Origin of the sequence: Pseudomonas salomonii (genome assembly GCF_900107155.1) — a bacterium.
GTDB lineage: Bacteria > Pseudomonadota > Gammaproteobacteria > Pseudomonadales > Pseudomonadaceae > Aquipseudomonas > Aquipseudomonas salomonii.
In genome coordinates, this window is sequence record NZ_FNOX01000009.1 from 129,893 (window position 1) to 151,166 (window position 21,274).

At 60.2% G+C, this 21,274-nt stretch carries 21 protein-coding genes, 1 tRNA gene and 3 pseudogenes; 15 read left to right on the top strand and 10 right to left on the bottom strand.

Annotated features, from left to right (window positions below):
- Positions 1-10 precede the first annotated feature (10 nt).
- Positions 11-406 (top strand): carboxymuconolactone decarboxylase family protein, encoded by a 396-nt coding sequence (locus tag BLV67_RS20735; RefSeq protein ID WP_065911377.1) that lies wholly within the window; start codon positions 11-13, stop codon positions 404-406.
- Between the two features lie 9 nt (positions 407-415).
- Here the strand turns inward: BLV67_RS20735 and BLV67_RS20740 are convergent, their stop codons facing one another.
- The 3 genes and pseudogenes from BLV67_RS20740 to BLV67_RS33505 all read right to left on the bottom strand — a co-directional run.
- Positions 416-1,246 carry a hypothetical protein gene (locus tag BLV67_RS20740; RefSeq protein ID WP_069787298.1) on the bottom strand — a complete coding sequence of 277 codons (831 nt, stop codon included), beginning with the start codon at positions 1,244-1,246 and terminating at the stop codon, positions 416-418.
- Positions 1,247-1,556: 310 nt separating this feature from the next.
- Positions 1,557-2,057 (bottom strand): annotated as a pseudogene (locus BLV67_RS20750) (helix-turn-helix domain-containing protein); the annotation flags it as partial.
- A gap of 22 nt (positions 2,058-2,079) precedes the next feature.
- Positions 2,080-2,537, bottom strand: a pseudogene (locus BLV67_RS33505) (NAD(P)-binding protein); the annotation flags it as partial.
- Positions 2,538-2,718: 181 nt separating this feature from the next.
- Between BLV67_RS33505 and BLV67_RS20760 the strand changes: the two are divergent.
- The 7 genes from BLV67_RS20760 to BLV67_RS20790 all read left to right on the top strand — a co-directional run bounded on the left by BLV67_RS20760 (position 2,719) and on the right by BLV67_RS20790 (position 10,242).
- Positions 2,719-3,357 carry a TetR family transcriptional regulator C-terminal domain-containing protein gene (locus tag BLV67_RS20760; protein ID WP_069787296.1) on the top strand — a complete coding sequence of 213 codons (639 nt, stop codon included), beginning with the start codon at positions 2,719-2,721 and terminating at the stop codon, positions 3,355-3,357.
- A gap of 150 nt (positions 3,358-3,507) precedes the next feature.
- Complete coding sequence (locus tag BLV67_RS20765; RefSeq protein ID WP_069787295.1) at positions 3,508-4,299, top strand: enoyl-CoA hydratase/isomerase family protein; 792 nt, start codon at positions 3,508-3,510, stop codon at positions 4,297-4,299.
- 31 nt (positions 4,300-4,330) lie between these two features.
- Positions 4,331-5,491, top strand: a complete 1,161-nt coding sequence (locus BLV67_RS20770; RefSeq protein WP_069787294.1) for an acyl-CoA dehydrogenase family protein — start codon at positions 4,331-4,333, stop codon at positions 5,489-5,491.
- Between the two features lie 18 nt (positions 5,492-5,509).
- Positions 5,510-7,618, top strand: coding sequence for an acetate--CoA ligase family protein (locus BLV67_RS20775; protein ID WP_069787293.1), 2,109 nt, complete (start codon positions 5,510-5,512; stop codon positions 7,616-7,618).
- Complete coding sequence (locus BLV67_RS20780; RefSeq protein WP_069787292.1) at positions 7,608-9,215, top strand: 5-guanidino-2-oxopentanoate decarboxylase; 1,608 nt, start codon at positions 7,608-7,610, stop codon at positions 9,213-9,215. The genes BLV67_RS20775 and BLV67_RS20780 overlap by 11 nt, the downstream gene beginning before the upstream one ends.
- Before the next feature lie 19 nt (positions 9,216-9,234).
- On the top strand, positions 9,235-9,531 hold the full coding sequence (locus tag BLV67_RS33550; RefSeq protein WP_069787291.1) for a hypothetical protein: 297 nt from the start codon (positions 9,235-9,237) through the stop codon (positions 9,529-9,531).
- 9 nt (positions 9,532-9,540) lie between these two features.
- A complete protein-coding gene (locus BLV67_RS20790; RefSeq protein ID WP_069787290.1) occupies positions 9,541-10,242 on the top strand; it encodes an NAD(P)H-dependent oxidoreductase in 702 nt (233 codons plus the stop codon).
- Positions 10,243-10,364: 122 nt separating this feature from the next.
- Here the strand turns inward: BLV67_RS20790 and BLV67_RS20795 are convergent, their stop codons facing one another.
- Positions 10,365-11,444, bottom strand: a complete 1,080-nt coding sequence (locus tag BLV67_RS20795) for a 3-deoxy-7-phosphoheptulonate synthase (protein ID WP_069787289.1) — start codon at positions 11,442-11,444, stop codon at positions 10,365-10,367.
- 620 nt (positions 11,445-12,064) lie between these two features.
- On the opposite strand from BLV67_RS20795, the gene BLV67_RS20800 reads away from it, so the two are divergent.
- Together BLV67_RS20800 and BLV67_RS20805 are read left to right on the top strand one after the other, a co-directional pair.
- Entirely contained in the window at positions 12,065-12,814 is a 750-nt protein-coding gene (locus BLV67_RS20800) for a carbon-nitrogen hydrolase family protein (RefSeq protein WP_069787288.1), read from the top strand.
- 1 nt (position 12,815) lies between these two features.
- Positions 12,816-13,262, top strand: coding sequence for a GNAT family N-acetyltransferase (locus BLV67_RS20805; protein WP_065931465.1), 447 nt, complete (start codon positions 12,816-12,818; stop codon positions 13,260-13,262).
- 35 nt (positions 13,263-13,297) lie between these two features.
- Here the strand turns inward: BLV67_RS20805 and BLV67_RS20810 are convergent, their stop codons facing one another.
- Positions 13,298-13,537 (bottom strand): DNA-binding protein, encoded by a 240-nt coding sequence (locus tag BLV67_RS20810; protein ID WP_074854515.1) that lies wholly within the window; start codon positions 13,535-13,537, stop codon positions 13,298-13,300.
- Between the two features lie 81 nt (positions 13,538-13,618).
- Here BLV67_RS20810 and BLV67_RS20815 point away from each other — a divergent pair, with 81 nt between their 5' ends.
- From BLV67_RS20815 to BLV67_RS20835, 5 genes are all read left to right on the top strand, one after another.
- Complete coding sequence (locus BLV67_RS20815) at positions 13,619-13,984, top strand: helix-turn-helix domain-containing protein (protein ID WP_065931466.1); 366 nt, start codon at positions 13,619-13,621, stop codon at positions 13,982-13,984.
- Between the two features lie 151 nt (positions 13,985-14,135).
- Positions 14,136-14,777 carry a response regulator transcription factor GacA gene (gacA, locus tag BLV67_RS20820; RefSeq protein WP_003190387.1) on the top strand — a complete coding sequence of 214 codons (642 nt, stop codon included), beginning with the start codon at positions 14,136-14,138 and terminating at the stop codon, positions 14,775-14,777.
- A 1-nt stretch (position 14,778) separates the two neighbouring features.
- On the top strand, positions 14,779-16,602 hold the full coding sequence (uvrC, locus tag BLV67_RS20825) for an excinuclease ABC subunit UvrC (RefSeq protein ID WP_056858038.1): 1,824 nt from the start codon (positions 14,779-14,781) through the stop codon (positions 16,600-16,602).
- A gap of 32 nt (positions 16,603-16,634) precedes the next feature.
- On the top strand, positions 16,635-17,195 hold the full coding sequence (gene pgsA / locus BLV67_RS20830; protein ID WP_056858037.1) for a CDP-diacylglycerol--glycerol-3-phosphate 3-phosphatidyltransferase: 561 nt from the start codon (positions 16,635-16,637) through the stop codon (positions 17,193-17,195).
- 63 nt (positions 17,196-17,258) lie between these two features.
- Positions 17,259-17,334: transfer RNA gene (locus BLV67_RS20835), tRNA-Gly, on the top strand.
- A gap of 105 nt (positions 17,335-17,439) precedes the next feature.
- Here the strand turns inward: BLV67_RS20835 and BLV67_RS33715 are convergent.
- The 5 genes and pseudogenes from BLV67_RS33715 to BLV67_RS20860 form a co-directional block, all read right to left on the bottom strand.
- Positions 17,440-17,967, bottom strand: a pseudogene (locus tag BLV67_RS33715) (contractile injection system protein, VgrG/Pvc8 family); the annotation flags it as partial.
- Between the two features lie 32 nt (positions 17,968-17,999).
- The gene (locus BLV67_RS20845; protein ID WP_069787286.1) at positions 18,000-18,398 is read right to left on the bottom strand and encodes an immunity protein YezG family protein; all 399 of its coding nucleotides are present in this window, start codon (positions 18,396-18,398) and stop codon (positions 18,000-18,002) included.
- 13 nt (positions 18,399-18,411) lie between these two features.
- A complete protein-coding gene (locus BLV67_RS32105) occupies positions 18,412-19,557 on the bottom strand; it encodes a DNA/RNA non-specific endonuclease (RefSeq protein WP_083269379.1) in 1,146 nt (381 codons plus the stop codon).
- 3 nt (positions 19,558-19,560) lie between these two features.
- Positions 19,561-19,917 carry a DUF4150 domain-containing protein gene (locus BLV67_RS20855; RefSeq protein WP_069787285.1) on the bottom strand — a complete coding sequence of 119 codons (357 nt, stop codon included), beginning with the start codon at positions 19,915-19,917 and terminating at the stop codon, positions 19,561-19,563.
- A 1-nt stretch (position 19,918) separates the two neighbouring features.
- On the bottom strand, positions 19,919-21,274 hold a 1,356-nt coding region (locus tag BLV67_RS20860; RefSeq protein ID WP_244160736.1), incomplete at its 5' end, for a DUF2169 family type VI secretion system accessory protein.

Sequence of the window (21,274 nt, forward strand, 5' to 3'; positions counted from 1 at the left end):
TGGAAAGACCATGACCCAACACCTCACCGAATACGCCGATGCCAGCCCTGAAGTGCGCGCGGTCTACGACGACATCATGCAAACACGCAAGGTCGACCAGGTGAACAACTTCTGGAAATGCCTGGCTGCCCACCCGCCGACATTGCGCCGCACCTGGGAAGGCCTCAAGGAAATCATGGCACCGGGAGCACTCGACCCGCTGACCAAGGAGTTGCTGTATGTGGCGGTCAGCGTGACCAACAATTGCCCGTATTGCATCGCCTCCCACACCGCCGCCGCACGCAAGGCCGGCATGACCGACGAGATGTTTGGCGAGTTGCAGGCCGTGGTCGGCATGGCCAACGAGACCAACCGCCTGGCTACCGGCTACCGTGTGCCGGTGGACGATATGTTCAAGTGGCCGTGATACCCAGCCTCATGCGCAGATGCGCGAGGCTTCTACCGGGCGGCGCGCAGGGCGGTGGTGATGGAACTGCCCCTGCTGCGCCTTTCGGCTTCTGCGGGACTGGGAACGGGTCCATGTGGTGAAGTCAAAGCGAGTGGCCGACACGACGTTTTCCTGAACCAGCAGGATCGGCCTGGGGCGGTTTATAGAAGAGTAGTGAGTGTGGAGCGTGACCTCCAATGTGTCCTTGTCCCGGTAACCACTGAGTATGGGCACCAGGCTGAACCCCTGGCCAATGCCTTCGGACTCCGAGGGCGTGCCTGCGAACAATACAATCCCGACATAGACCTTCCTGTCGCTTAAACTGAACATGCACGGCACGCACTTGACGATGGATTCTCTCAATAAAAGCTTGAATGGCGTGCCCTCAAGAATACCCAGCGAAAGCACGTGGTAGAGCTGCGTGTCGGTTTCCAGCTTCAGCATTCTCTTCTTCATGCGTACATAAAGCCTTGCCCAGAAAAAGGGAATCGCCAGAGCGGTCATACCCGCCTGCAACATGAAAACCCAAAGCATGCAGTTTTTCTCATTGGCAATGTCGAGTTCTACCAATAACGTACCCAGTTTTTGGCTGTAGTCCGCCGCAATTTCATACCCTGCGATAAAGGCCGTTTGTTTTGACAACGTCAGCAGGGCAGCACTTAAAAACGTGGCAACGATCAGGCAGAGCATGCCGAGCCTGGCTACCTGCAGGTAAAGCAGTTGTCCCTGGAAGCGATGCAGGCGCAAGTAGAAAAACGGGTGCCTGAGGCAGACCAGATAGCCACTGACCAGTAACGGCACAATGATCAGCAGGCCCATGAATGATCGGACTCCATTTTTTGTACTTGGCGCACAGCGTCCTTGTAACCCTCTGACGCAATAACCTCATCGATGTCCAGGCCGATGCCTCCACGTACGAGCTTCCAGGTTTTTCGGGATTTGACATCCCTTACTCGATCCCAATCATCCTGAGTCGGTTTCCCAAACAACAAATGCAATAAAGACATGGCGACAACCTCGAAAAGAAGTAGCCATTTTTATAGCAAGCGACAGGGCGCCTCACCACTGATGGCAAGCCGCGCCACTGTCGTCGGTTCCCGTAGGAAACGTCTGCATTTGCGCCGGCGGCCTAAAATGTCAGGGGGGGGGTAATCACCCAGATCACCACTGTATCCACCTTGCCTGGGTTGCCATACCGGTGCGGCTCGCTGCTGGCAAAGCTGAAACTGTCGCCTTCAGCCAGCCGGAAATGCCGCTCACCGACCCACAGCTCAAACGTGCCGCTCAACACATAACCGGCTTCTTCGCCTTCATGGCTGTAGCTTTGCTGGCTGTAGGTACTGTAGGTACCGGGTGGAAAGCATGCGTGCAGCATCTCCAGTTGGTGGTTGGGCAACGCGGTCAGGAGTTGGTCGACGATGCCATCTTCATAACGGATGCTTTGACGATTGTTTTTGCGTACCACATAGCCTTCATCCGCTGGGGCAGGGGCGGCCTCGCTGGCAAAAAAACACTGGATGGTCACGCCCAGGCTGCGGGCGATATTGAACAGCTCCGGGATCGATGGGTACGCCAGTTCGGTCAGCGTCAGGCCGCGTGCCTCGCGCAGGCCGCGAATGCGGGTGCCGGAAACAGTGGATGCGGTTCGTCGTTCAGAGTTTCCACGCTACCTTGAGTCCTTCGTAGATCGCCTCTTCGGCGGTGCGCGGCGCCAGGCAGTCGCCGATGCGATCAAACGGCACCAGCCCCGCAAGCTCCGCGCCCAGGGTGTCCACCGGCTGATGGCCCAGGCACAACATCAGGCCGTCGATATTCTCCAGCAGCATCGGTTCGCCAACTGCGCCAACAACACCTGCCCGCCCAGCTGTGCGCTGGCCTCAAACAGGGTGACGTCATGGCCGCGCTGGGCGGCCACGGCGGCGGCTTTCATCCCTGCCGGGCCACCGCCGACCACCATGATACGGCGGCGCTTCAACGTCGGTTGCAGGTGGCCAAACTGCAGCTCGCGCCCGGTATTCGGGTGCTGGATACAGGCGATTGGCAACCCCTTGTGAAAGTGACCGATACAGGCCTGATTGCAAGCGATGCACGCGCACACATCCTCGGCGCGCGCACGGTGATAGGCGATCAACTGCGCATTGACCCGGTTATCCGTCGGCATCGAAGTGTCATGCCCGCTGGACATGATGCGGTTCTTCAGGCGCGTTGCTGCGGATGCTGGATCGGGTGTCGCCCGGTTACCGTGACTGAGGTAGAGTCGTTCCGCCGACTCAACCGAAGGACACCGCCCCATGACCCAGGAATCGCGTTTCTCCCGCATGGAGCCGCAATTGCGCAAGGCCAACCTGGTCCAGGCGACGCTCACGTGCCTCAAGCGTGACGGTTTTCAGGGCGCTTCGATCCGCAAGATCAGCGCCGAGGCCGGGGTGTCGGTCGGGCTGATCAGCCATCACTATTCGGGCAAGGATGAGCTGGTGGCCGAGGCCTATCGCACCATCACCGCCCAAGTCATGAGCCTGTTGCGCGAGACCATGGCCAAGGCGCCGCCGCAGCCGCGTGAGCGTTTGTCGGCGCTGTTTCGTGGCTCCTTTTCGGCTGAACTGCTCGACCCGCAATTGCTGGATGCCTGGCTGGTGTTCTGGGGCGCGGTCAAGACCGCGCCGGCGATCAACCAGGCCCACGAGCATTCCTATGGCGAGTACCGCACCATTATGCGTTCGGCGTTGGCGGACATGGCCAAAGAGGAAGGCTGGGAGCAATTCGATGCTGATTTGGCCGCCATCGGCTTGAGCGCGTTGCTTGATGGGTTGTGGCTGGAGTCGGGGCTCAACCCCGGCACGTTCACGCCGCAGCAGGGCATCCAGATCTGCGAAGCCTGGGTCGACGGCCTGCAAGGCGGCGGTCGCGCGCGCTACCAGCTCAAAGCCTGAACCTTCCCTTCAGCGCCTGAACGCTCTTTTCGAGCGTTTTTTTTCGCCCTGAAAATATTTGCAGTTTGCCGATTGCCTCCTTGCTGAACACTCGTTTAGTATCTCGCCATGTCGCACCCCTCACGCCAATTAAAATAATTCGAGGAAGCCATGACTACCGATTCGCCCGTGCTCACTCTGGTGCAAGCTGGCGTTGCCTGGATCACGCTCAACCGTGGCCCGCAGCGCAATGCACTCGACATCCCGACGCTTAAGCACCTGCATGCCGTGCTCGAAGCGTTCAACACCGACCCCAGTGTGCGCGTGGTGGTGCTTACCGGCAGCGGCCGCAGTTTTTGCGCCGGTGCCGACCTGGCTGAGTGGGCCGACGCCGAGTCCTGTGGCGCCCTGGAAACCTACGGCTGGACCGAAACCGCTCACGCCCTGATGAACCGCCTGCACACCCTCGACAAACCTACGCTTGCTGCGATCAACGGCACTGCCGTCGGCGCCGGCATGGACCTGAGCCTGTGCTGCGACCTGCGTATCGCCGCCCAATCGGCGCGCTTCAAGGCCGGCTACACCCGCATGGCGTATTCGCCGGACGCTGGCGCCAGCTGGCACTTGCCACGCCTGATCGGCAGCGAGCAAGCCAAGCGCCTGCTGTTTCTCGATGAGCTGTGGAGCGCCGAGCGCGCACTGGCCGCCGGGCTGGTGGGCGAAGTGGTCGCCGATGAGCAACTGCACGCTCACACGGGCGAGCTGGCCACGCGCCTGGCCAACGGCCCCACCTTCGCCTTCGCCCAGACCAAAACCCTGATCCGCGAAGGCGCCGGGCGTAGCCTGCCTGAACAGCTTGAGGCCGAACGGGCCGCCGGGCTGTTGTGCGGGCGCAGCGACGACGGCGCCGAAGCGCTGCGTGCCTCGATGGAAAAACGCCTGCCGGTTTTCTCCGGTCGCTAAGCCCACACAGGAAGCACACACAGGTAGCGCCATGAATTTCCAACTCAGCCAAGAACAAGACATGTTGGTGGACGCGGTACGCAGCTTTGTTGCCAAGGAATTGTTGCCCCATGAGGACGCGGTGGACCGCGCCGACGCGGTGTCGCCCGAGCTGGCCGCGCAGATTCGCGACAAGGCTGTCGCTGCCGGTTTCTACGCCTTCAACATGCCCGAAGAGGTGGGCGGTGGTGGCCTGGATTACCTGTCCCAGGCGTTGATCGAGCGTGAGTTGTCCAAGGTCTCGTGGGCGCTGCATGTGTTTGTCGCGCGCCCGTCAAAGATCCTGATGGCCTGCACCGGCGCGCAGGTCGAGGACTACCTGTTGCCGTGCGTGCAAGGCAAGAAAATCGACTGCTTTGCGCTGACCGAACCCGGCGCCGGCTCCGACGCCAACGCGATCAAGACCCGCGCCGTGCGCAACGGCGATGACTTTGTGATCAACGGCAGCAAGCACTTCATCAGCCACGCCGGCCACGCCGATTTTGCCATCGTGTTTGCCGTGACCGACACCTACGAACACAACGGCCGACAGCGCAATGCGGTGACGTCATTTCTGGTCGATCGCGATACGCCCGGCTTGACCATCCGCCGCGGTCCCAAGTGTGTGAGTAACCGTGGTTATCACACCTATGAAATGTTCTTCGACGACTGCCGTGTGCCCGCCTCCAAAGTGCTCGGCGAGGTCGGTAAGGGTTGGGAAGTGGCCAATGCCTGGCTCACCGCCGGGCGCGTGATGGTGGCTGCCAACTGTGTCGGCCAGGCCCAGCGTGCGCTGGAGGTGTCGCTGCAATGGGCGGCGGACCGCAAGCAGTTCGGCCAGCCCATCGGCACCTACCAGGGCGTGAGTTTCAAGCTGGCCGACATGGCCACGCAGATTCGCGCCGCCGAGCTTCTGACCCTGCACACCGCCTGGAAGATGGACCAGGGCAGCATGACCGATGGCGAGGCCGGCATGGCCAAGCTGTTTGCCAGTGAAACCCTGGGCAAGGTGGCCGATGAAGCCGTGCAGATTTTCGGCGGCATGGGCTTGATGGACGAAGGGCCGGTGGAGCGTATCTGGCGTAACGCGCGGATCGAACGGATCTGGGAAGGCACGTCGGAAATCCAGCGGCACATTATTGCCCGTGAACTGTTGCGGCCGTTGTTGCGCTGATCGGCGCGGAGAACGCTTATGTCCCAGGCTATTGGCGACAACCTCAAGCGCCTGCTGGCGCCCCGGCACCTGGCTTTTGTCGGCGGGCGCAGCATGGCCCGCGCCCTCAAGCGCTGCGCCGACGGCGGTTTTACCGGGCCGATGTGGCTGGTCAACCCGCAGCATGACCGCCTCGACGGCATCCCGTGTGTGCGTCGGGTCGCCGATTTGCCTTACGGCCCGGATGCGGTGTTTATCGCGACTAACCGTGAGCTGACCTTGGCCTGCGTCGCCGAACTCGCCGCCATCGGCACTGGCGGCGCCGTTTGTTACGCCTCCGGGTTTGCTGAAACGGGCGCCGATGGTGCGGCCTTGCAACAGCAGCTGGTTTCTGCGGCGGGCGACATGGCCTTGCTCGGCCCCAACTGTTACGGCCTGCTGGACTACTTGCACAGCGCCGCGCTGTGGCCGGTGGCCCACGGCGGCAAGGCGGTAGAGAAGGGCGTAGCGGTGCTCACCCAAAGCGGCAACTTCGCCTACAACCTGTCGATGAGCGACCGCTCGCTGCCCATTGCGTATATGGCGTCGGTCGGCAACCAGGCACAGTTGGGGGTTGCCGAGTTGATGGACGTGCTGCTCGATGAGCCGCGCGTGACCGCCATCGGCCTGCACCTGGAAGGCTTGAAGAATGTGCCGGGGTTTGCCCGCGCGGCGCACAAGGCGCTGGAAAAAGGCATCCCGATTATCGCGCTGAAAACCGGTGTGTCGCAGATCGGCGCCGAGTTGGCCTTGAGTCATACCAGTTCGCTGTCTGGCTCCGATGCGCTGTACGACAGCCTGTTTGCGCGCCTTGGCGTGATCCGCGTGAGTGGGCCGGTGAGTTTTGTCGAAACCTTGAAAGCCGCGGCTTGCGGCAATCTGCCGGCCGGTAATTGCCTGATCGCACTGGCCTGTTCCGGTGGCGACGCGGGGCTGATTGCCGACTACGCCGAGCGCAACCAACTGGCCTTGCCAAAACTCGACCAAGGCCAGCGCGCCGAGCTGGCGCAGGTGCTGCCCAGCTACGCCAACCTGGTCAACCCATTGGACTTCACCACCGCCATCTGGGGCGACCGCGCAGCGCTCGAATGCATGCTCGAGACGGCCCTGCGCACCGACGCCGATGCGGCGATGCTGGTGCTGGATTACCCGGCCGAATTCACCGGCGAGCGTAAGGAATGCGACCTGTTGCTGGAGTTGTTTTGCGCCGCGCTCAACCGCCATGGCAAAACCGGTTTTGTCACCTCGGCCTTTCCCGAATTACTGCCCGCCCATGCCCGCGAACGCCTGCATGCCCACGGCATTGCCGCGCTGCAAGGCGTGGAAGATGCACTCGCCGCCTGGGGGCGGATTGCCGATTATCAAAACCATCGTCGTGTGTTGCTCGAGCGCGGCGAGTCGATCCTTGCCCCGCTGTGCCCGCAGCCGCTTGCGGGCCAAGGCCTGGCGCTGGATGAATGGGTGTCCAAACAGGCCTTGCGCGCCTTTGGCTTGAGCACGCCTGCGGCGGTGCTGAGCACGCCAGGGCGCGCCATCGCCGACGCCAAACTGTTGGGCTACCCGTTGGTGCTCAAGGCCGTCAGCACCGACCTGCCGCACAAAACCGAAGCCGGGGCCGTCGCGCTGAACCTGCAGGATGGTTTTGCCCTGACCGCCGCGCTTGTGCAAATGCGCGGGCAGATTGCCGCCTATGCGCCGGGCGTGGTCTTCGACCAACTGCTGCTGGAGGCCATGGCTACCCAGCCCTTGGCCGAGTTGATCGTGGGCATCAAGCGCGAAAATAACTTTGGCCTGGCCTTGGTGATTGGCGCCGGTGGCGTCCTGGTGGAGTTGCTCAAAGACAGCCGCAGCCTGCTGCTGCCGACCACCGATGAGGCGATTCGCAACGCCGTGCTCAGCCTGCGCAGCGCGGCCTTGCTGCAAGGTTTTCGCGGGCGTGAAGTGGCGGATATGGATGCGTTGGTGGCGGCCATTCGCGCGGTGGCCGACTACGCCTGCGCCAACGCCGGGCAGTTGCTGGAGCTGGATGTGAACCCATTGTTGGTCAATGCCCACGGCACGCTGGCGGTGGATGCGTTGATTCGCCTAGGAGATGAACATGCAAGATAAGACCCTGACCGGCGGCCAGGCGCTGGTGCGCTTGCTGGCCCATTATGGCGTCGACACGGTGTTCGGCATTCCGGGCGTGCACACCCTGGAACTGTATCGAGGCTTGCCCGGCAGCGGCATTCGCCACGTGCTGACACGCCACGAGCAGGGCGCCGGTTTTATGGCCGACGGCTATGCGCGGGTCAGCGGCAAACCGGGCGTGTGTTTTGTAATCACCGGGCCCGGCGTCACCAATGCCGCTACAGCGATTGGCCAGGCCTATGCCGACTCGGTCCCGATGCTGGTGATCTCCAGCGTCAATCACACCGCCAGCCTCGGCAAAGGCTGGGGCAGCCTGCACGAAACCCAGGACCAGCGCGCCATCACCGCGCCGATCACCGCGTTTTCGGCGGTGGCCTTGAGTGCCGAGGATTTGCCCGAATTGATCGCCCGCGCCTATGCGGTGTTCGACAGCGAGCGCCCACGGCCGGTGCATATTTCGGTGCCGTTGGATGTGCTGGCAGCGCCGATCAGGCGCGACTGGAGCCATGAAGTCGTGCGGCGTCCGGGGCGCGGCCTGCCACCCGCTGACGCGCTGGAGCAGGCCGTGGCCAAGCTCGCGGCGGCGCGGTGCCCCATGATCATTGCCGGTGGCGGCGCGCTGGCGGCGGGTGAGGCCTTGCAGCGTTTGAGCACACTGTTGGCCGCGCCGTTTTTCAGCAGTGTGGCCGGCAAGGGCTTACTGCCGGTGAATGACCCGTTGAATGCCGGCGCCACCCTGTGTGTGGAACCCGGCTGGCAGCTTATCAGCGAGGCGGATGTGGTGTTGGCCGTGGGCACGGAAATGGCCGACACCGATTACTGGCGCGAACGCTTGCCCATCACCGGCGAACTGCTGCGCATCGATATCGACCCGCGCAAGTTCAACGATTTCTACCCCTGCGCCGTGGCGCTCAAAGGCGATGCCCAACAGACCTTGCTGGCCTTGCTCGAACGTCTGCCGCCGGCACCGCGAAATACCGATGCGGCACGCCAACAGGTCGCGAGATTACTTGAGGCGGTGGAGTTGGGGCACGGCCCTTTGCAGTCCATTCACCAGGCCATTTTTGACCGCATCGAGGCGGAGCTGCCCGCTAACGCCTTTATCAGCAGCGACATGACCCAGTTGGCCTACACCGGCAACTATGCCTACCGCAGCCGCGCCCCGCGCAGTTGGCTGCACCCCACCGGCTACGGCACCTTGGGCTATGGCTTGCCCGCCGGCATTGGCGCCAAGTTCGGCGCGCCGCTGCGTCCGGGCCTGGTGCTGGTGGGCGATGGCGGCTTTCTCTACACCGCCCAAGAGTTGGCCACGGCTGTCGAGGAGCTGAACAGCCCGCTGGTGATACTGCTGTGGAACAACGACGCCCTCGGTCAGATCCGCGATGACATGCTCAGCCTGGATATCGAGCCCATCGGCGTGCTGCCACGTAACCCGGACTTTGCGCTGTTCGCCCAGGCGTTCGGCTGCACCGTGAACCAACCCAAGAGTCTGGATGAGTTGCAGACGGACTTGCGCAACGGTTTCAAACGCAATGGCGTGACCTTGATCGAGCTCAAACATGCCTGTGCCTGTTGACCTTTACAGGAGCAAGACCATGAGCGAAAACAACAACAAAATGACTCAAGCAATGCACCGACGGGACTTCCTCAAACACAGCGCCTCTTCGGCCAAGCCGACACCCAAACCCGGCGGCTTACTGCGCCTGGGCCTGGCCTATGCCGATGAGGTGCTGGTGATGCAACGGGGCAGGGTGGTGGACCAAGGCCGCCGCAGCGCGATTTTTACCCCGCCGTACCAGGCTTACACCGACCTGTTGTTTTCATCGGAGCCGGAAATGGATCCGGACTGGCTCGACCATTTGCTGGCCCAACGGGCGGCGTCCACTGTTTAAGGAATGCACATGAAGGTGTTGATTGTTCACGCTCACCCTGAGCCGCAGTCGTTTACCGCGGCGCTGCGCGATCAGGCGCTCGGCACGTTGCAACGCCAGGGCCACGAAGTGCAGGTCAGCGACCTGTACGCCATGCAGTGGAACCCGGTGGCATCGGCCGCCGACTTTTCCACGCGGGAGAATCCGGATTATCTGGTGTATGCCCTGGAGCAGCGCCTGGGCGTTAAACATCAGTCGATTGCGGCGGACATCCAGGGCGAACTGGACAAGCTGCTGTGGGCCGACCTGCTGATCCTCAACTTCCCGATCTTCTGGTTCTCGGCACCGGCCATGCTCAAGGGCTGGATCGACCGCGTGCTGGTGTCCGGCGTGTGTTACGGCGGCAAGCGTTTTTACGATCAGGGCGGGCTGGCGGGCAAGCGCGCGCTGGTCACCGTGACCTTGGGCGGGCGCGAGCATATGTTTGGTGAGGGTGCGATTCACGGGCCGTTGGAGGAGATGCTGCGCCCGATTCTGCGCGGCACTTTGGCGTATGTCGGGTATGACGTGCTGGCGCCGTTTGTGGCCTGGCATGTGCCGTATATCAGTGCCGAGGCGCGGCAGGATTTTTTGCTGGGATATGAGCAACGGCTGCAAGGGCTGGCGGATGAGCAGCCCTTGGTGTTTCCGAAGCTGGCGCAGTTTGATGAGGCGTTGTATCCACTCTCTTGAGGCTGGCACAGTCCAAATGTGGGAGCGGGCTTGCTCGCGAAAGCGGTGGGTCAGTCAGAAAACCTGGTACTGACAGACCGCATTCGCGAGCAAGCCCGCTCCCACATTTTGATCTGCATGGATCAGTTGGCTTTGTGCTGTGCCCGGAGGCGCTCTGCCGCACTGCGCAGCAATTGTTCGGTGCCCGCCCAACCCAGGCAACCGTCAGTCACCGACACCCCGTATTTCATCGACGCGCTCAACGGTTGGCAGCCTTCGAACAGGTGGCTTTCGAGCATCATGCCGATCAGCGACGTATCGCCTTGCAGGCGCTGTTGCAGCACGTCGTTGAACACTGCCGGTTGACGCAGCGGGTCTTTGCCGCTGTTGGCGTGGCTGCAATCGACCATGATGCGCGCCGCGACCTTGGACTTGGCCAGGTCGTGTTTCACTTGCGCCACGCTTTGCGCATCGTAGTTCGGCCCACGATGACCGCCGCGCAGTACCAGGTGCGTATCGGGGTTGCCCGGTGTCTGGATGATTGCCGGATGGCCTTGGCTGTCCACCCCGAAATGGCGATGCGGGTGGGACGCCGAGCGCATCGCATCACAGGCAATCGCGACGCCGCCGTCGGTGCCATTTTTGAAGCCGACCGGCATGCCCAGGCCGCTGGCCATTTCGCGGTGGATCTGCGATTCGGTGGTGCGTGCGCCGATGGCGACCCAACTGAGCAGGTCATCGAAGTAGCCGGCGGCCATGGGTTGCAGCAACTCGGTGGCGACCGGCAAGCCCAGGCGCAGCATCTCGCGCATCAGTTCGCGCGACAGCGTGAGGCCGGCGGCCATGTCGTCGCTGCCATCCAGGTGCGGATCGTAGGCCAGGCCTTTCCAGCCGATGGTGGTGCGCGGTTTTTCGACGTAGGCGCGGATTACCAGCAGCATCTGGTCGCTGACTTCCAGCGCGAGCTTCTTCAAGTTGCGCGCGTATTCCATGGCTGATTCAGGGTCGTGGATCGAACACGGGCCGACAATCACCAGCAAACGCGAGTCTTCGCCATTGAGGATGGCGCGCACGGCTTGGCGATGGGTGTGGATCTGTTCATTCAGGAACGGGCTCAGAGGCAACTGGTGCTTAAGCTCAAGGGCGCTGGGCAGGCGCTGGGTCAGGGCTTCATTGGCGCTGGACAGGTTGGCAACAGGCAAGGCGGCGGTGGCAGAGTTCATATTCAAGGCTTCCTGGGCAAGCGGCGGGCTGTTCCCGCACGCTCTGCCCTACTGGGGTGTTCGACAATTGGCCGTATTGGCTACGTGTGTTGGCTTGCCACCAATAGGTGACCGATCGGAGGCGGCAGGCTGTCCCGAACGGAGCTTGCTAAATCGCCATGCAGTCGAAGTGTCGTAACGGTAATAGGTGGCGTAGTTCATGTCGTGAGTCCTTTTAGTGTTCGGTGTGAAGCAGAATTATTGGGGGCCTTAAAAAACAAAACCCCCGGTCGGGGAGCCGACCGGGGGTTAGATTTCTCTGGTAGGCGACCCCTTGAGTAGTGGGCGCCGATTTCAGGTATCAGGCGCGCCAGTGGCTAAACCAATACCCAAAATAAAAGCTGACCAGTGCGCTCAAACCGCTCACACGGGTAGCCGACACCAAGCACGAGGCGCTGGCAGCAGGGCAAACCTGAGTGTGGGTGAGTTGCAACATGGTGTGTCTCCAAATGATGGGGGGAGCTTACTAGAGGCACGCGTGTGGGTTCAATCAGTTATTTCTATCGCGTGACCTACTTACGGCTATGGGGTGAGTACCGATATGCTGTTCACACGTTAATAATGATTGCCAGGACGCGACCATGACTGCCTTGACCCTTGCCGCTGCCCAAACCACTTCCATCGCCGGCGACGTGCCGACCAACCTCCAGCGGCATTTGGCGTTTATGCAGGCGGCGGCGGAGCAGGGCGTGCAATTGCTGGTGTTTCCGGAACTGTCGTTGACCGGCTATGAGCCGGCCCTGGCAGCCCAATTGGCGATTGCTCCCGAGGACGCGTTGCTGGCACCGCTGCGCGAGATGGCACAGGAACTGCGAATGACCGCAGTGGTGGGCATGCCGATTCGTCTGGCACCTGCGACGGGTGTGTTTGTCGCAGCCCTGGTGCTGGGCGCGGACGGTTCGTTGGCGGTCTACACCAAGCAACATCTGCACCCGGGCGAAGAGGTGGCGTTTGTCGCAGGGCAGGGCGGCGCAGCACTCGAATGGGCGGATGATCGGATTGCACTCGCGGTCTGTGCGGATTTTTCCCACGCCAGCCATCCGCGTCTGGCAGCAGAGGCCGGCGCTACGGTGTACGCCGCCGGTGTGCTGATCAGCGAAGGCGGGTACGCAACTGACAGCGCGCTGCTTCAGGGGTATGCCGCCGAACATCGCATGCTGGTCCTGATGGCCAACCATGGTGGTCCGTCCGGTGGTTATACCTGTGCAGGGCGCAGCGCTATTTGGACTGCGGACGGGAGCCTGCTTGCCGGCGTACCGGGCACTGGCGAGGCTTTGGTGATTGCCCGCCGCAACGGCCAGCACTGGACTGGCCAAGTCGTAGCCCTCTGAAATGGGTTTTTACCTGCGCGCGGCGACGGACCTTGACCTGCCGTTCGCGCGAACGCTGACCCATGAAGCCATGAATCGCTACTACCTGCAGTACGATTTGTTGTGGTCTGACCATGGCTTTGATGTCGCCTGGGCTTCGCGTGAAAACTGGCTGATTTGCCAGGATGAAACCGTGATGGGGTTTATCAGCGTCAGCCGTGACAGCCGGGCGCTTTATATTCGCGAATTGCACCTGCTTGAGCGCTGTCGTAAACAGGGCGCGGGCAGTTGGGTGTTGCAGCAGATGGTACTCAAGGCGCGCGCGCAGGGCTTGGGCCTTTTACGCTTGACCGTGTTCAAGACCAATCCGGCGAAGGGCCTGTATCAGCGCCAGGGGCTGAGCATTGTTGGGGAGGAGGACTGCTTTTGGCGCATGGAGCGCGTGTGTCAGGCTGGCGCTGTGGACTAAATCAAGCACAGGGTAGGAATAAGCGCATACTGCGCTCAAGACACGCTGTTTGGATCGCGGTGTTGAGCCACGGGCTCATCCACGATAATCCCTTCTTTCATGCCCAGCAGGACCGCTACTTTATGGGCTTCCCCACGCCGTCCCTTTTTACGCCCAGCGAGCACTTGATACGTGGTGGCCGGATCAACGCCATGTTCACGTGCGAACGCTTGAACTGACTTTCCTTGATGTTCCAGCCAAGCCTTGGCTTGTGCGGCGGTACGGATTCCGGGCATAGTTCAAAACCGTTCAAGTTTGTGTAAAACGAGATGAGTGTGTCACCTCTTGGGGTGTGCCAGATAGGATCATACATCCAAATGAGTGGAATCGGTTCGCGTTTGCGTCAAGAAAGAGAGCGACTTGGCCTGTCGCAGAAAGTTTTTGGTGAAATTGGAGGCGTTGAAGCCAATGCCCAGGGCAAATATGAAAACGGAGGGCGGGCGCCTAAAGCCGACTATCTTTCACGGGTAGCCGAAAAAGGTGTTGATATCCTGTACGTGTTGACCGGCGTGGCCACGCCGATCCAATTGGAAAACCTCAGCCAGATAGAAGAGAAAGTCCTCGGTGATTACCGCGCCATGTTCAAGGAAGACCAGGATGCAATCCGCCGCCTCACATCCACCCTGGCCGAACATTCAGTCGCGTTGAATGGGAAAATCAAACCGCAAGCCCAGGATTCCTGACCTTTTACCCAGGAAACAGCGCTGCTTGTCATCCGACGGGCAGCTTCATCACGTTGAAACTCTATATATATGACGCTTGCAGCTAGGTCTGCGCCTTGGTTTTTTGCTAAGGTGTTCAGCAACCTATAAGACCATATCGCGAGGTGTCTGCTTGATTAGGGTGCTAGTAGTCGATGACCATGATCTCGTTCGTACGGGCATTACACGAATGCTGGCTGACATCGATGGCCTGCAAGTAGTCGGCCAGGCCGAATCGGGGGAGGAATCCCTGATCAAGGCCCGGGAGTTGAAACCCGATGTGGTATTGATGGACGTCAAGATGCCCGGGATTGGCGGTCTTGGTGCCACGACAAAATTGTTGCGCAGCCATCCGGACATCAAGGTCGTGGTAGTCACCGTGTGCGAGGAAGATCCCTTTCCCACCCGGCTTCTGCAGGCGGGAGCCGCCGGCTACCTGACCAAGGGCGCAGGCCTGGCCGAGATGGTGCAAGCCATACGCCTGGTATTTGCCGGCCAGCGCTATATCAGCCCGCAGATTGCCCAGCAGTTGGCGATCAAGTCGTTCCAGCCTACCAGCGACTCGCCGTTTGATGCGTTGTCGGAGCGGGAAATCCAGATCGCCTTGATGATCGTCGGCTGCCAGAAAGTCCAGACGATCTCCGACAAGCTGTGCCTGTCGCCTAAAACCGTCAACACCTACCGCTATCGTATTTTCGAGAAGCTCGCCATCAGCAGTGATGTTGAATTGACCCTGCTCGCGGTACGCCACGGCATGGTGGACGCCAGCGCCTGACATGACCACACCGTTTGATCCGAGTGCCTTTCTCTCAACCTGCAGTGGCCGCCCTGGCGTGTACCGCATGTTCGACAGCGAGGCACGCCTGCTTTACGTGGGCAAAGCCAAGAACCTGAAGAACCGCCTGGCGAGCTACTTTCGCAAGACCGGGCTGGCGCCGAAAACCGCCGCGCTGGTGGCGCGTATCGCCCAGGTTGAAACCACCATCACTGCCAATGAAACCGAGGCGCTGCTGCTGGAGCAGACGCTGATCAAGGAATGGCGGCCGCCCTACAACATCCTGCTGCGTGACGACAAATCCTACCCCTATGTGTATTTGTCCGACGGTGACTTCCCGCGCCTGAGCATTCACCGAGGCGCGAAGAAGGCCAAGGGCAAGTATTTCGGCCCGTACCCGAGCGCCGGCGCGATCCGCGAAAGCCTGAGCCTGCTGCAAAAGACTTTTTTTGTGCGCCAGTGCGAAGACAGCTTCTACAGGAACCGCACGCGGCCGTGCCTGCAATACCAGATCAAGCGTTGCAAGGCGCCCTGTGTCGGCTTGGTTGAACCGGCGGAATACGCCGAAGATGTGCGCCATTCGGTGATGTTCCTTGAAGGGCGCAGCAACGCCCTCACCGATGAACTCTCAGGCGCCATGGAGCAGGCCGCCAGTACCCTGGATTTCGAACGGGCTGCCGAGCTGCGCGACCAGATCTCGCTGTTGCGCCGCGTGCAGGACCAGCAAAGCATGGAAGGTGGCACCGGTGATGTCGACGTGATCGCCGCCTTCGTCAACCCCGGCGGCGCCTGCGTGCACCTGATCAGCGTGCGTGGCGGGCGAGTGCTGGGCAGCAAGAACTTCTTCCCGCAGACCGGTATCGACGAGGAAGTGGCCGAAGTCATGGCAGCCTTCCTTGGCCAGTACTACGTGAGCAGCCCCGAGCGCGACTTGCCGTCCGAACTGATCGTCAACGTGGTGCATGAGGACTTCCCCACGCTCATCGAGGCGATCCACGAATTGCGCGGCCGTGAGCTGGACATCAGTCACCGTGTACGCGGCACCCGCGCGCGCTGGCAACAATTGGCCGTGACCAATGCCGAACAGGCTCTGGGCGCGCGCCTGGCCAATCGTCAGCACGTTGCCGCACGTTTCGATGCCCTGGCCGAAGTGCTTAACCTGGATGAACCGCCCCAGCGCCTGGAGTGCTACGACATCAGCCACTCCAGCGGCGAAGCCACCGTGGCTTCCTGCGTGGTATTCGGGCCGGAAGGGCCGATCAAATCCGATTACCGGCGCTACAACATCGAAGGCGTCACTGCCGGCGATGACTACGCCGCCATGCACCAGGCTCTCACACGGCGCTTCAGCAAACTCAAGGACGGCGAGGGCAAGCTCCCCGATATCCTGCTGGTAGACGGCGGCAAGGGCCAGCTGTCCATGGCCCGTGACGTGCTCAACGAACTGGCGGTGCCTGACCTGATCCTGCTTGGCGTGGCCAAGGGCGCCACGCGCAAGGCCGGTTTCGAGACGTTGTACTTGAATGATGCCGCCCATGAGTTCACTTTGAAGGGCGACTCCCCCGCGTTGCACCTGATTCAACAGATCCGCGACGAAGCTCACCGCTTTGCCATTACCGGCCACCGTGCCCGCCGTGGCAAAACCCGGCGAACCTCAACGCTGGAAGGGGTGGCAGGTGTTGGCCCGACCCGCCGTCGCGACCTGCTTAAACATTTTGGTGGCTTGCAGGAGCTATCCCGTGCCAGCATTGACGAAATAGCCAAAGCACCCGGTATCAGTAAAAAGCTCGCAGAATTGATTTATGCAAGTCTGCACAGCGAATAGAATGCCTTCTCACCTCGTAGCCAGTTGTGCCGATGAATATCCCTAATCTGATCACCGTTCTACGCGTCCTGCTTATCCCGATTTTCATTTTGTTGTTCTATTTGCCCTACGAATGGAGCTATGCCGCCTCCAGTTCGGTGTTTGCCTTCGCTGCCGCCACCGACTGGCTTGACGGCTACCTGGCACGCCGCCTGGAGCAAAGCACGCCATTCGGCGCGTTCCTGGACCCTGTGGCCGACAAGCTGATGGTCGCCGTGGCCCTGGTCCTGCTGGTGCAGGAACACGGCAACCTGTGGCTGACCTTGCCGGCCGCCGTGATCATCGGCCGCGAGATCGTCGTCTCGGCCCTGCGCGAATGGATGGCCGAAATCGGCGCCCGCGCTCATGTGGCCGTCTCCAACATGGGCAAATGGAAAACCGCCGCGCAAATGCTTGCGCTGGTGATTTTGCTGGCCAACCCGTCGGACTTCTCGATGTGGGTGCTGATTGGTTACGCCTTGCTGCTGATCGCCGCCGGCCTCACGTTGTGGTCCATGCTTCAGTATTTGCGCGCTGCCTGGCCGCATCTGCGCACCACCGTTGAAAAGAAATAAAACTTTTTTGAATCAAGGGGTTGACGGGGGTTCTGGATTCTATAGAATGCACACCACCAAGACGCGGGAATAGCTCAGTTGGTAGAGCACGACCTTGCCAAGGTCGGGGTCGCGAGTTCGAGTCTCGTTTCCCGCTCCAAATGCAAAGAAAAAGCCACTCTAACGAGTGGCTTTTTTTTGCCTGGGTGCCTAGGTCCTGATCGCCGGTGGCGGTGTGCTGCTGGTTGTAGCGCGGGTGGGTGAAGGTGTCGTCGCGCTGTACCTGGCGCGCGGTGCGCACTTGTTCGGTGTAGTGGAAGCGGGTCAACGCCGGTTCCATGGAATCGCCGCCACCCATGGGCTGGTAGATCACCGGGCAGTCGGTGTGCGTGCCGATGGTGCCCAGGCCGCCGACGCGGTCGGTGAGGACGAGGGTGTGGCCGTCGGCGCGGTGTTCGAAGGTGTAGAGCAGGCCTTCCTCGGCGGCGAGGCGGGCGACGAAATCGAGGTCGGTTTCGCCGGCCTGAACGCAGTATTCGCGGGGTTGGTGTTCGAAGCAGATTTCACTGCGGATGTCGGTGAGCTTTTGCTCGGCCAGCATGCTGGTGATGATGTCGGGTACGGCTTGGCTTTGGAATATTCGCCAGTTGGAGCGCAGATCGAAACGCTTCAGGGTCGGTTCGACCACGGCGGTGTAGCGGGTGCGGCGAAAGCCGGTATCACCCTGTTGGAATAGGCTGACCAAACCGCGGACGTAGCGCACCGGGGAGGACAACCGCCCGCTGCCAAACATGTGTGGCTTTCATGAAGAGTGCGCAGTCAAGATTAATACCAATCGATTTGTGGTGCTTCACCTAAGTTGTGTTTTATCCATGTTTCACGCCTTTCGGAACTTAAGCCGAAATCGGAAATGTCTTCGTACCCTAAGTCGAGACTCATTTTAAAGTCTTTGGAAAGGTGAAAGGTGGCGGTGGTCCAAGCTGAATTAGTATCCTTTTTGTATATAAGTCGAAGTGTCTGGAAGTGTTCTTCCAGTTCTTCTATGTTCTCGTTTATATAGCCGTAACTGCCTTGAGGCTTTTTGTAGAAGATACTTATGCTCCAAACGTCTTCAATCATCTCTGTTCTTATCCATGCTTCCATGAAATCATCAGGCACGGTGTCAATTAAAAATTGACCAATTAGAGTATATACTTGCTCTTGTGGTGGTAGGTTCTCTTGCATGAATTACTCCTGGCTATCCGCCATACTTATTTGCATAGGTTATTGGATCTTGTGGTATGCCATCTATCCATTGCTTAACTGTTACTTTGTCGGGTCTTAGCGAGTCTCCATTGTATCTTGGGTTTATTTCGATGCGTACATCTTTGTTGTCTTTTAATGCTTTTTCCCAGGAGTTTTCTAGCTTTCTGTAGGCGCTGTTATTGAAATTGCCATTTTGTGCAAAATGGTTCATCTCGTCAGTCGGACCGTCAAACCGACGTCCTACGAAATGCCCGCCCTGGTCATCAGGCAGTCGATCTTTTCCTCCTGCATTTTTTTGGGCATTTTGGTTTCTAGTCTGAGACTTGTTTAGAGTTAAAGTGCCTTCAACTTTTGTCACTCGTCCATGACTGTCAAGCTGATATGTGTATCCGTTTTTTGTATGCGTGGTCGGCCTTTGGGGTTGTATCTTTGCGCCGTTGTCTGCTTTTGGGGCTAAAGGCTGCTCTGACGCATGTCGTTCTGCTGCATTTTTTGAAAGTCGTTCCGATGCCTCTTTTTCCGCTCGTTCCGCTGACTCTTTTATTGCTCTCTGCGTTGCCTGTTGCGCGGCCTCTGATCCGAGACGGTGCGCCCCCTTGCCAACCAGCACACCTCCCTTTATTGCATCTCCCACAAAGGGTATCGCCGCTACTGCTGAGAGACTAGCATTGACTGCGTCACCCTCTGCCGCATAGATCCCAGCGTTGATCAGGTCTGGGATAGCCCCCAGTCCAGGCACGAAGCCCAACCCATCCAAGCCGCCGTGAACCCATGGGCTGGCGCTGTCCCACCAGCCCTTTTCTGCATCTGTTTCGGCCTCTATCGCCGGATTGGCCTGCGCGGCGGGGACGGCAGCGGGTGCTGTTTCTCCCACCACCCGACCTATGGTATTGCCGTTTGTGTTCGTCCCACCGGGGCTTCGATTCAGGCGTGGATCCGGGTAGTCGGGCAGCGGAATAGGCAGTGCTTCTTTCTGCAACGCCACATACTCGGCATAGGTCATTTCCTGTTGGGTCAGAAGCGTCTCTTCTTCATAGATCTGAACAGTCACGCCCCAGCCGTTCTCAAAACTAGCGAAGACCTTGCCGCCATACGGCACGAAGGATTTGTTGACATTGATCTCTAACGGTTCCGCCATGCTCTAGACCCCATTCATCCAAAACATGTCGCCATGACGAACGACCAGCTTGCCTTCAGCTCGAACGGTGCTGCTCTTCTCCAGCGGATAGCATTTGCCGCCGACGGTGTTGCTTTTGACGCCTTTGGCGGCGCCAGCTCCATCACCCTTGGTGGTCGGCACCAAGCTCTTGTCGAACACCACCACCGGTTTGCCGTTAGCACGTACCGATTTGGCGACGCCGGTAGCGGTTTTCAGTTCGGCGGTGACGGGGTAGGGCACCGGCGGTATGGCACTACCCATTGGGGTTTTGCACACGTCAGGGACGATGCTGACGACCTGCCATTTGCCTTGCTTGCGAGCGATGACGTTGTCAGCCATGTCAGAGCATCTCCCTGGCTGCGCGCTTGATTAGAGGGGTGTTCGAATCGGTCTCGAAGCGCGCTTCCAACACGCGAATGCCCAGGTGATTGGGCAGGCTGATGCGATGGGTCAGCGCCAAGGTCATGGCCTTGGTGTCGATGCGTAGGGTGTCGGTGAGCATGGGCAGCGGCAGCATGGCGCCGTTGTGCAGGCGCATTAGGACAAATGGGCGATGGCCGGGCAGTTCGACGTACAAGGTGCCGGCGGGCGTGAGGTCGGGATTGGTCAGGTTGAACAGTTCCAGACGAAACGCAGGCGGCGGAAAATCGATCTGCTGATCAACCGGCGCGCCGTTCCAGTAGGCAAAGTCGAAATCCCGTGGCAAGCCCGGCCAGCGTTCGCGCTGCCAGGTTTTGTCATAGCGCCCGGCCAATGGCAGGCGCGGCGCCCAGGCACGTCCCACTACGCCAAATCCAACCGGTTGGTTTTTGTAGCTGGCTGCAATCTGTGCCATGCCGTTGGCGTCTAGTTCGCCCTCGGGATGTTTGACCCGATCCAGGCGCCACACGGGTTTGTCGATGGGCTCGATCTGCGGTGCCGAGAGTTCGCGCAGAGGCTTGTCCAGTTGAAAACCGAGGTCTTCCTGGCGCTTTTCGATCCAGCCCCGGCCCAGTGGGTTGCTGTAACACACCTCGTTGAGCAAATACGGTGGAGTGTTTTCATCAGCCGCATGTTCAGGATTGATCACAACGCTGCTGCCACCGAAGGCATATTCCCAGCGCAGAGGGACACACGTTGCGGGTTGCGGCTCGGTCAATTGCCAGCCACCAAACAAGCTGTGACGAAACTGGCGAGGGCCAGTGAATTTCAGGTGCTTGTCCAACAAGTAATGGCGCGTCGGGGCTTCAGCACGACGCTTAAAAGCTTCTTGCTGGGCGGCTTGCCATGCCATTAGCTGATACTCGGTCAGCCGTTCGCCGGGACTCAACGGCGTCGGCAGCGGCACGTCGATTCTGGGTGGCGGCGCCACCGGCGCACTGATGCGCAGTCCGGCCGTCCACTGCGTTGCTGGTTGACCTCGTGGCGCATAAGCATCGCCCACCACGATCACATCACAGCGCGGTTTGAACGGCGCCAAGTCGCTTTCCTCGCAGACGCTACTTGCTCCTTCTTCGCCGTAGTAGCGATCAGCGGTGCACAGCGCCAGCGGATCTTCGTCCAGCACCTCGGCGCGAAACTGCCCCGGCTGCCCGTCAATGGGCAACAACCGATAGCCCACTTTCATGACCAGCACCGGATACTCTTGATCGTCCATGCCCAGTGCGCTAAAGCACAACGCATCGAAGGGCGTCAGATTGCGAAATTCCATGTCCGC

Bases quoted from the DNA above. Each gene is read 5' to 3' on its own strand.
- BLV67_RS20800 (WP_069787288.1), top strand. From the start codon at position 12,065: ATGACTGCCTTGACCCTTGCCGCTGCCCAAACCACTTCCATCGCCGGC.
- BLV67_RS20735 (WP_065911377.1), top strand. From the start codon at position 11: ATGACCCAACACCTCACCGAATACGCCGATGCCAGCCCTGAAGTGCGC.
- BLV67_RS20740 (WP_069787298.1), bottom strand. From the start codon at position 1,246: ATGGGCCTGCTGATCATTGTGCCGTTACTGGTCAGTGGCTATCTGGTC.
- BLV67_RS20805 (WP_065931465.1), top strand. From the start codon at position 12,816: ATGGGTTTTTACCTGCGCGCGGCGACGGACCTTGACCTGCCGTTCGCG.
- pgsA (WP_056858037.1), top strand. From the start codon at position 16,635: ATGAATATCCCTAATCTGATCACCGTTCTACGCGTCCTGCTTATCCCG.
- BLV67_RS20770 (WP_069787294.1), top strand. From the start codon at position 4,331: ATGAATTTCCAACTCAGCCAAGAACAAGACATGTTGGTGGACGCGGTA.
- BLV67_RS32105 (WP_083269379.1), bottom strand. From the start codon at position 19,557: ATGGCGGAACCGTTAGAGATCAATGTCAACAAATCCTTCGTGCCGTAT.
- BLV67_RS20775 (WP_069787293.1), top strand. From the start codon at position 5,510: ATGTCCCAGGCTATTGGCGACAACCTCAAGCGCCTGCTGGCGCCCCGG.
- BLV67_RS20780 (WP_069787292.1), top strand. From the start codon at position 7,608: ATGCAAGATAAGACCCTGACCGGCGGCCAGGCGCTGGTGCGCTTGCTG.
- BLV67_RS20845 (WP_069787286.1), bottom strand. From the start codon at position 18,398: ATGCAAGAGAACCTACCACCACAAGAGCAAGTATATACTCTAATTGGT.
- BLV67_RS20765 (WP_069787295.1), top strand. From the start codon at position 3,508: ATGACTACCGATTCGCCCGTGCTCACTCTGGTGCAAGCTGGCGTTGCC.
- BLV67_RS20855 (WP_069787285.1), bottom strand. From the start codon at position 19,917: ATGGCTGACAACGTCATCGCTCGCAAGCAAGGCAAATGGCAGGTCGTC.
- BLV67_RS20810 (WP_074854515.1), bottom strand. From the start codon at position 13,537: ATGCCCGGAATCCGTACCGCCGCACAAGCCAAGGCTTGGCTGGAACAT.
- uvrC (WP_056858038.1), top strand. From the start codon at position 14,779: ATGACCACACCGTTTGATCCGAGTGCCTTTCTCTCAACCTGCAGTGGC.
- BLV67_RS20760 (WP_069787296.1), top strand. From the start codon at position 2,719: ATGACCCAGGAATCGCGTTTCTCCCGCATGGAGCCGCAATTGCGCAAG.
- BLV67_RS20790 (WP_069787290.1), top strand. From the start codon at position 9,541: ATGAAGGTGTTGATTGTTCACGCTCACCCTGAGCCGCAGTCGTTTACC.
- BLV67_RS20815 (WP_065931466.1), top strand. From the start codon at position 13,619: ATGAGTGGAATCGGTTCGCGTTTGCGTCAAGAAAGAGAGCGACTTGGC.
- BLV67_RS33550 (WP_069787291.1), top strand. From the start codon at position 9,235: ATGAGCGAAAACAACAACAAAATGACTCAAGCAATGCACCGACGGGAC.
- BLV67_RS20795 (WP_069787289.1), bottom strand. From the start codon at position 11,444: ATGAACTCTGCCACCGCCGCCTTGCCTGTTGCCAACCTGTCCAGCGCC.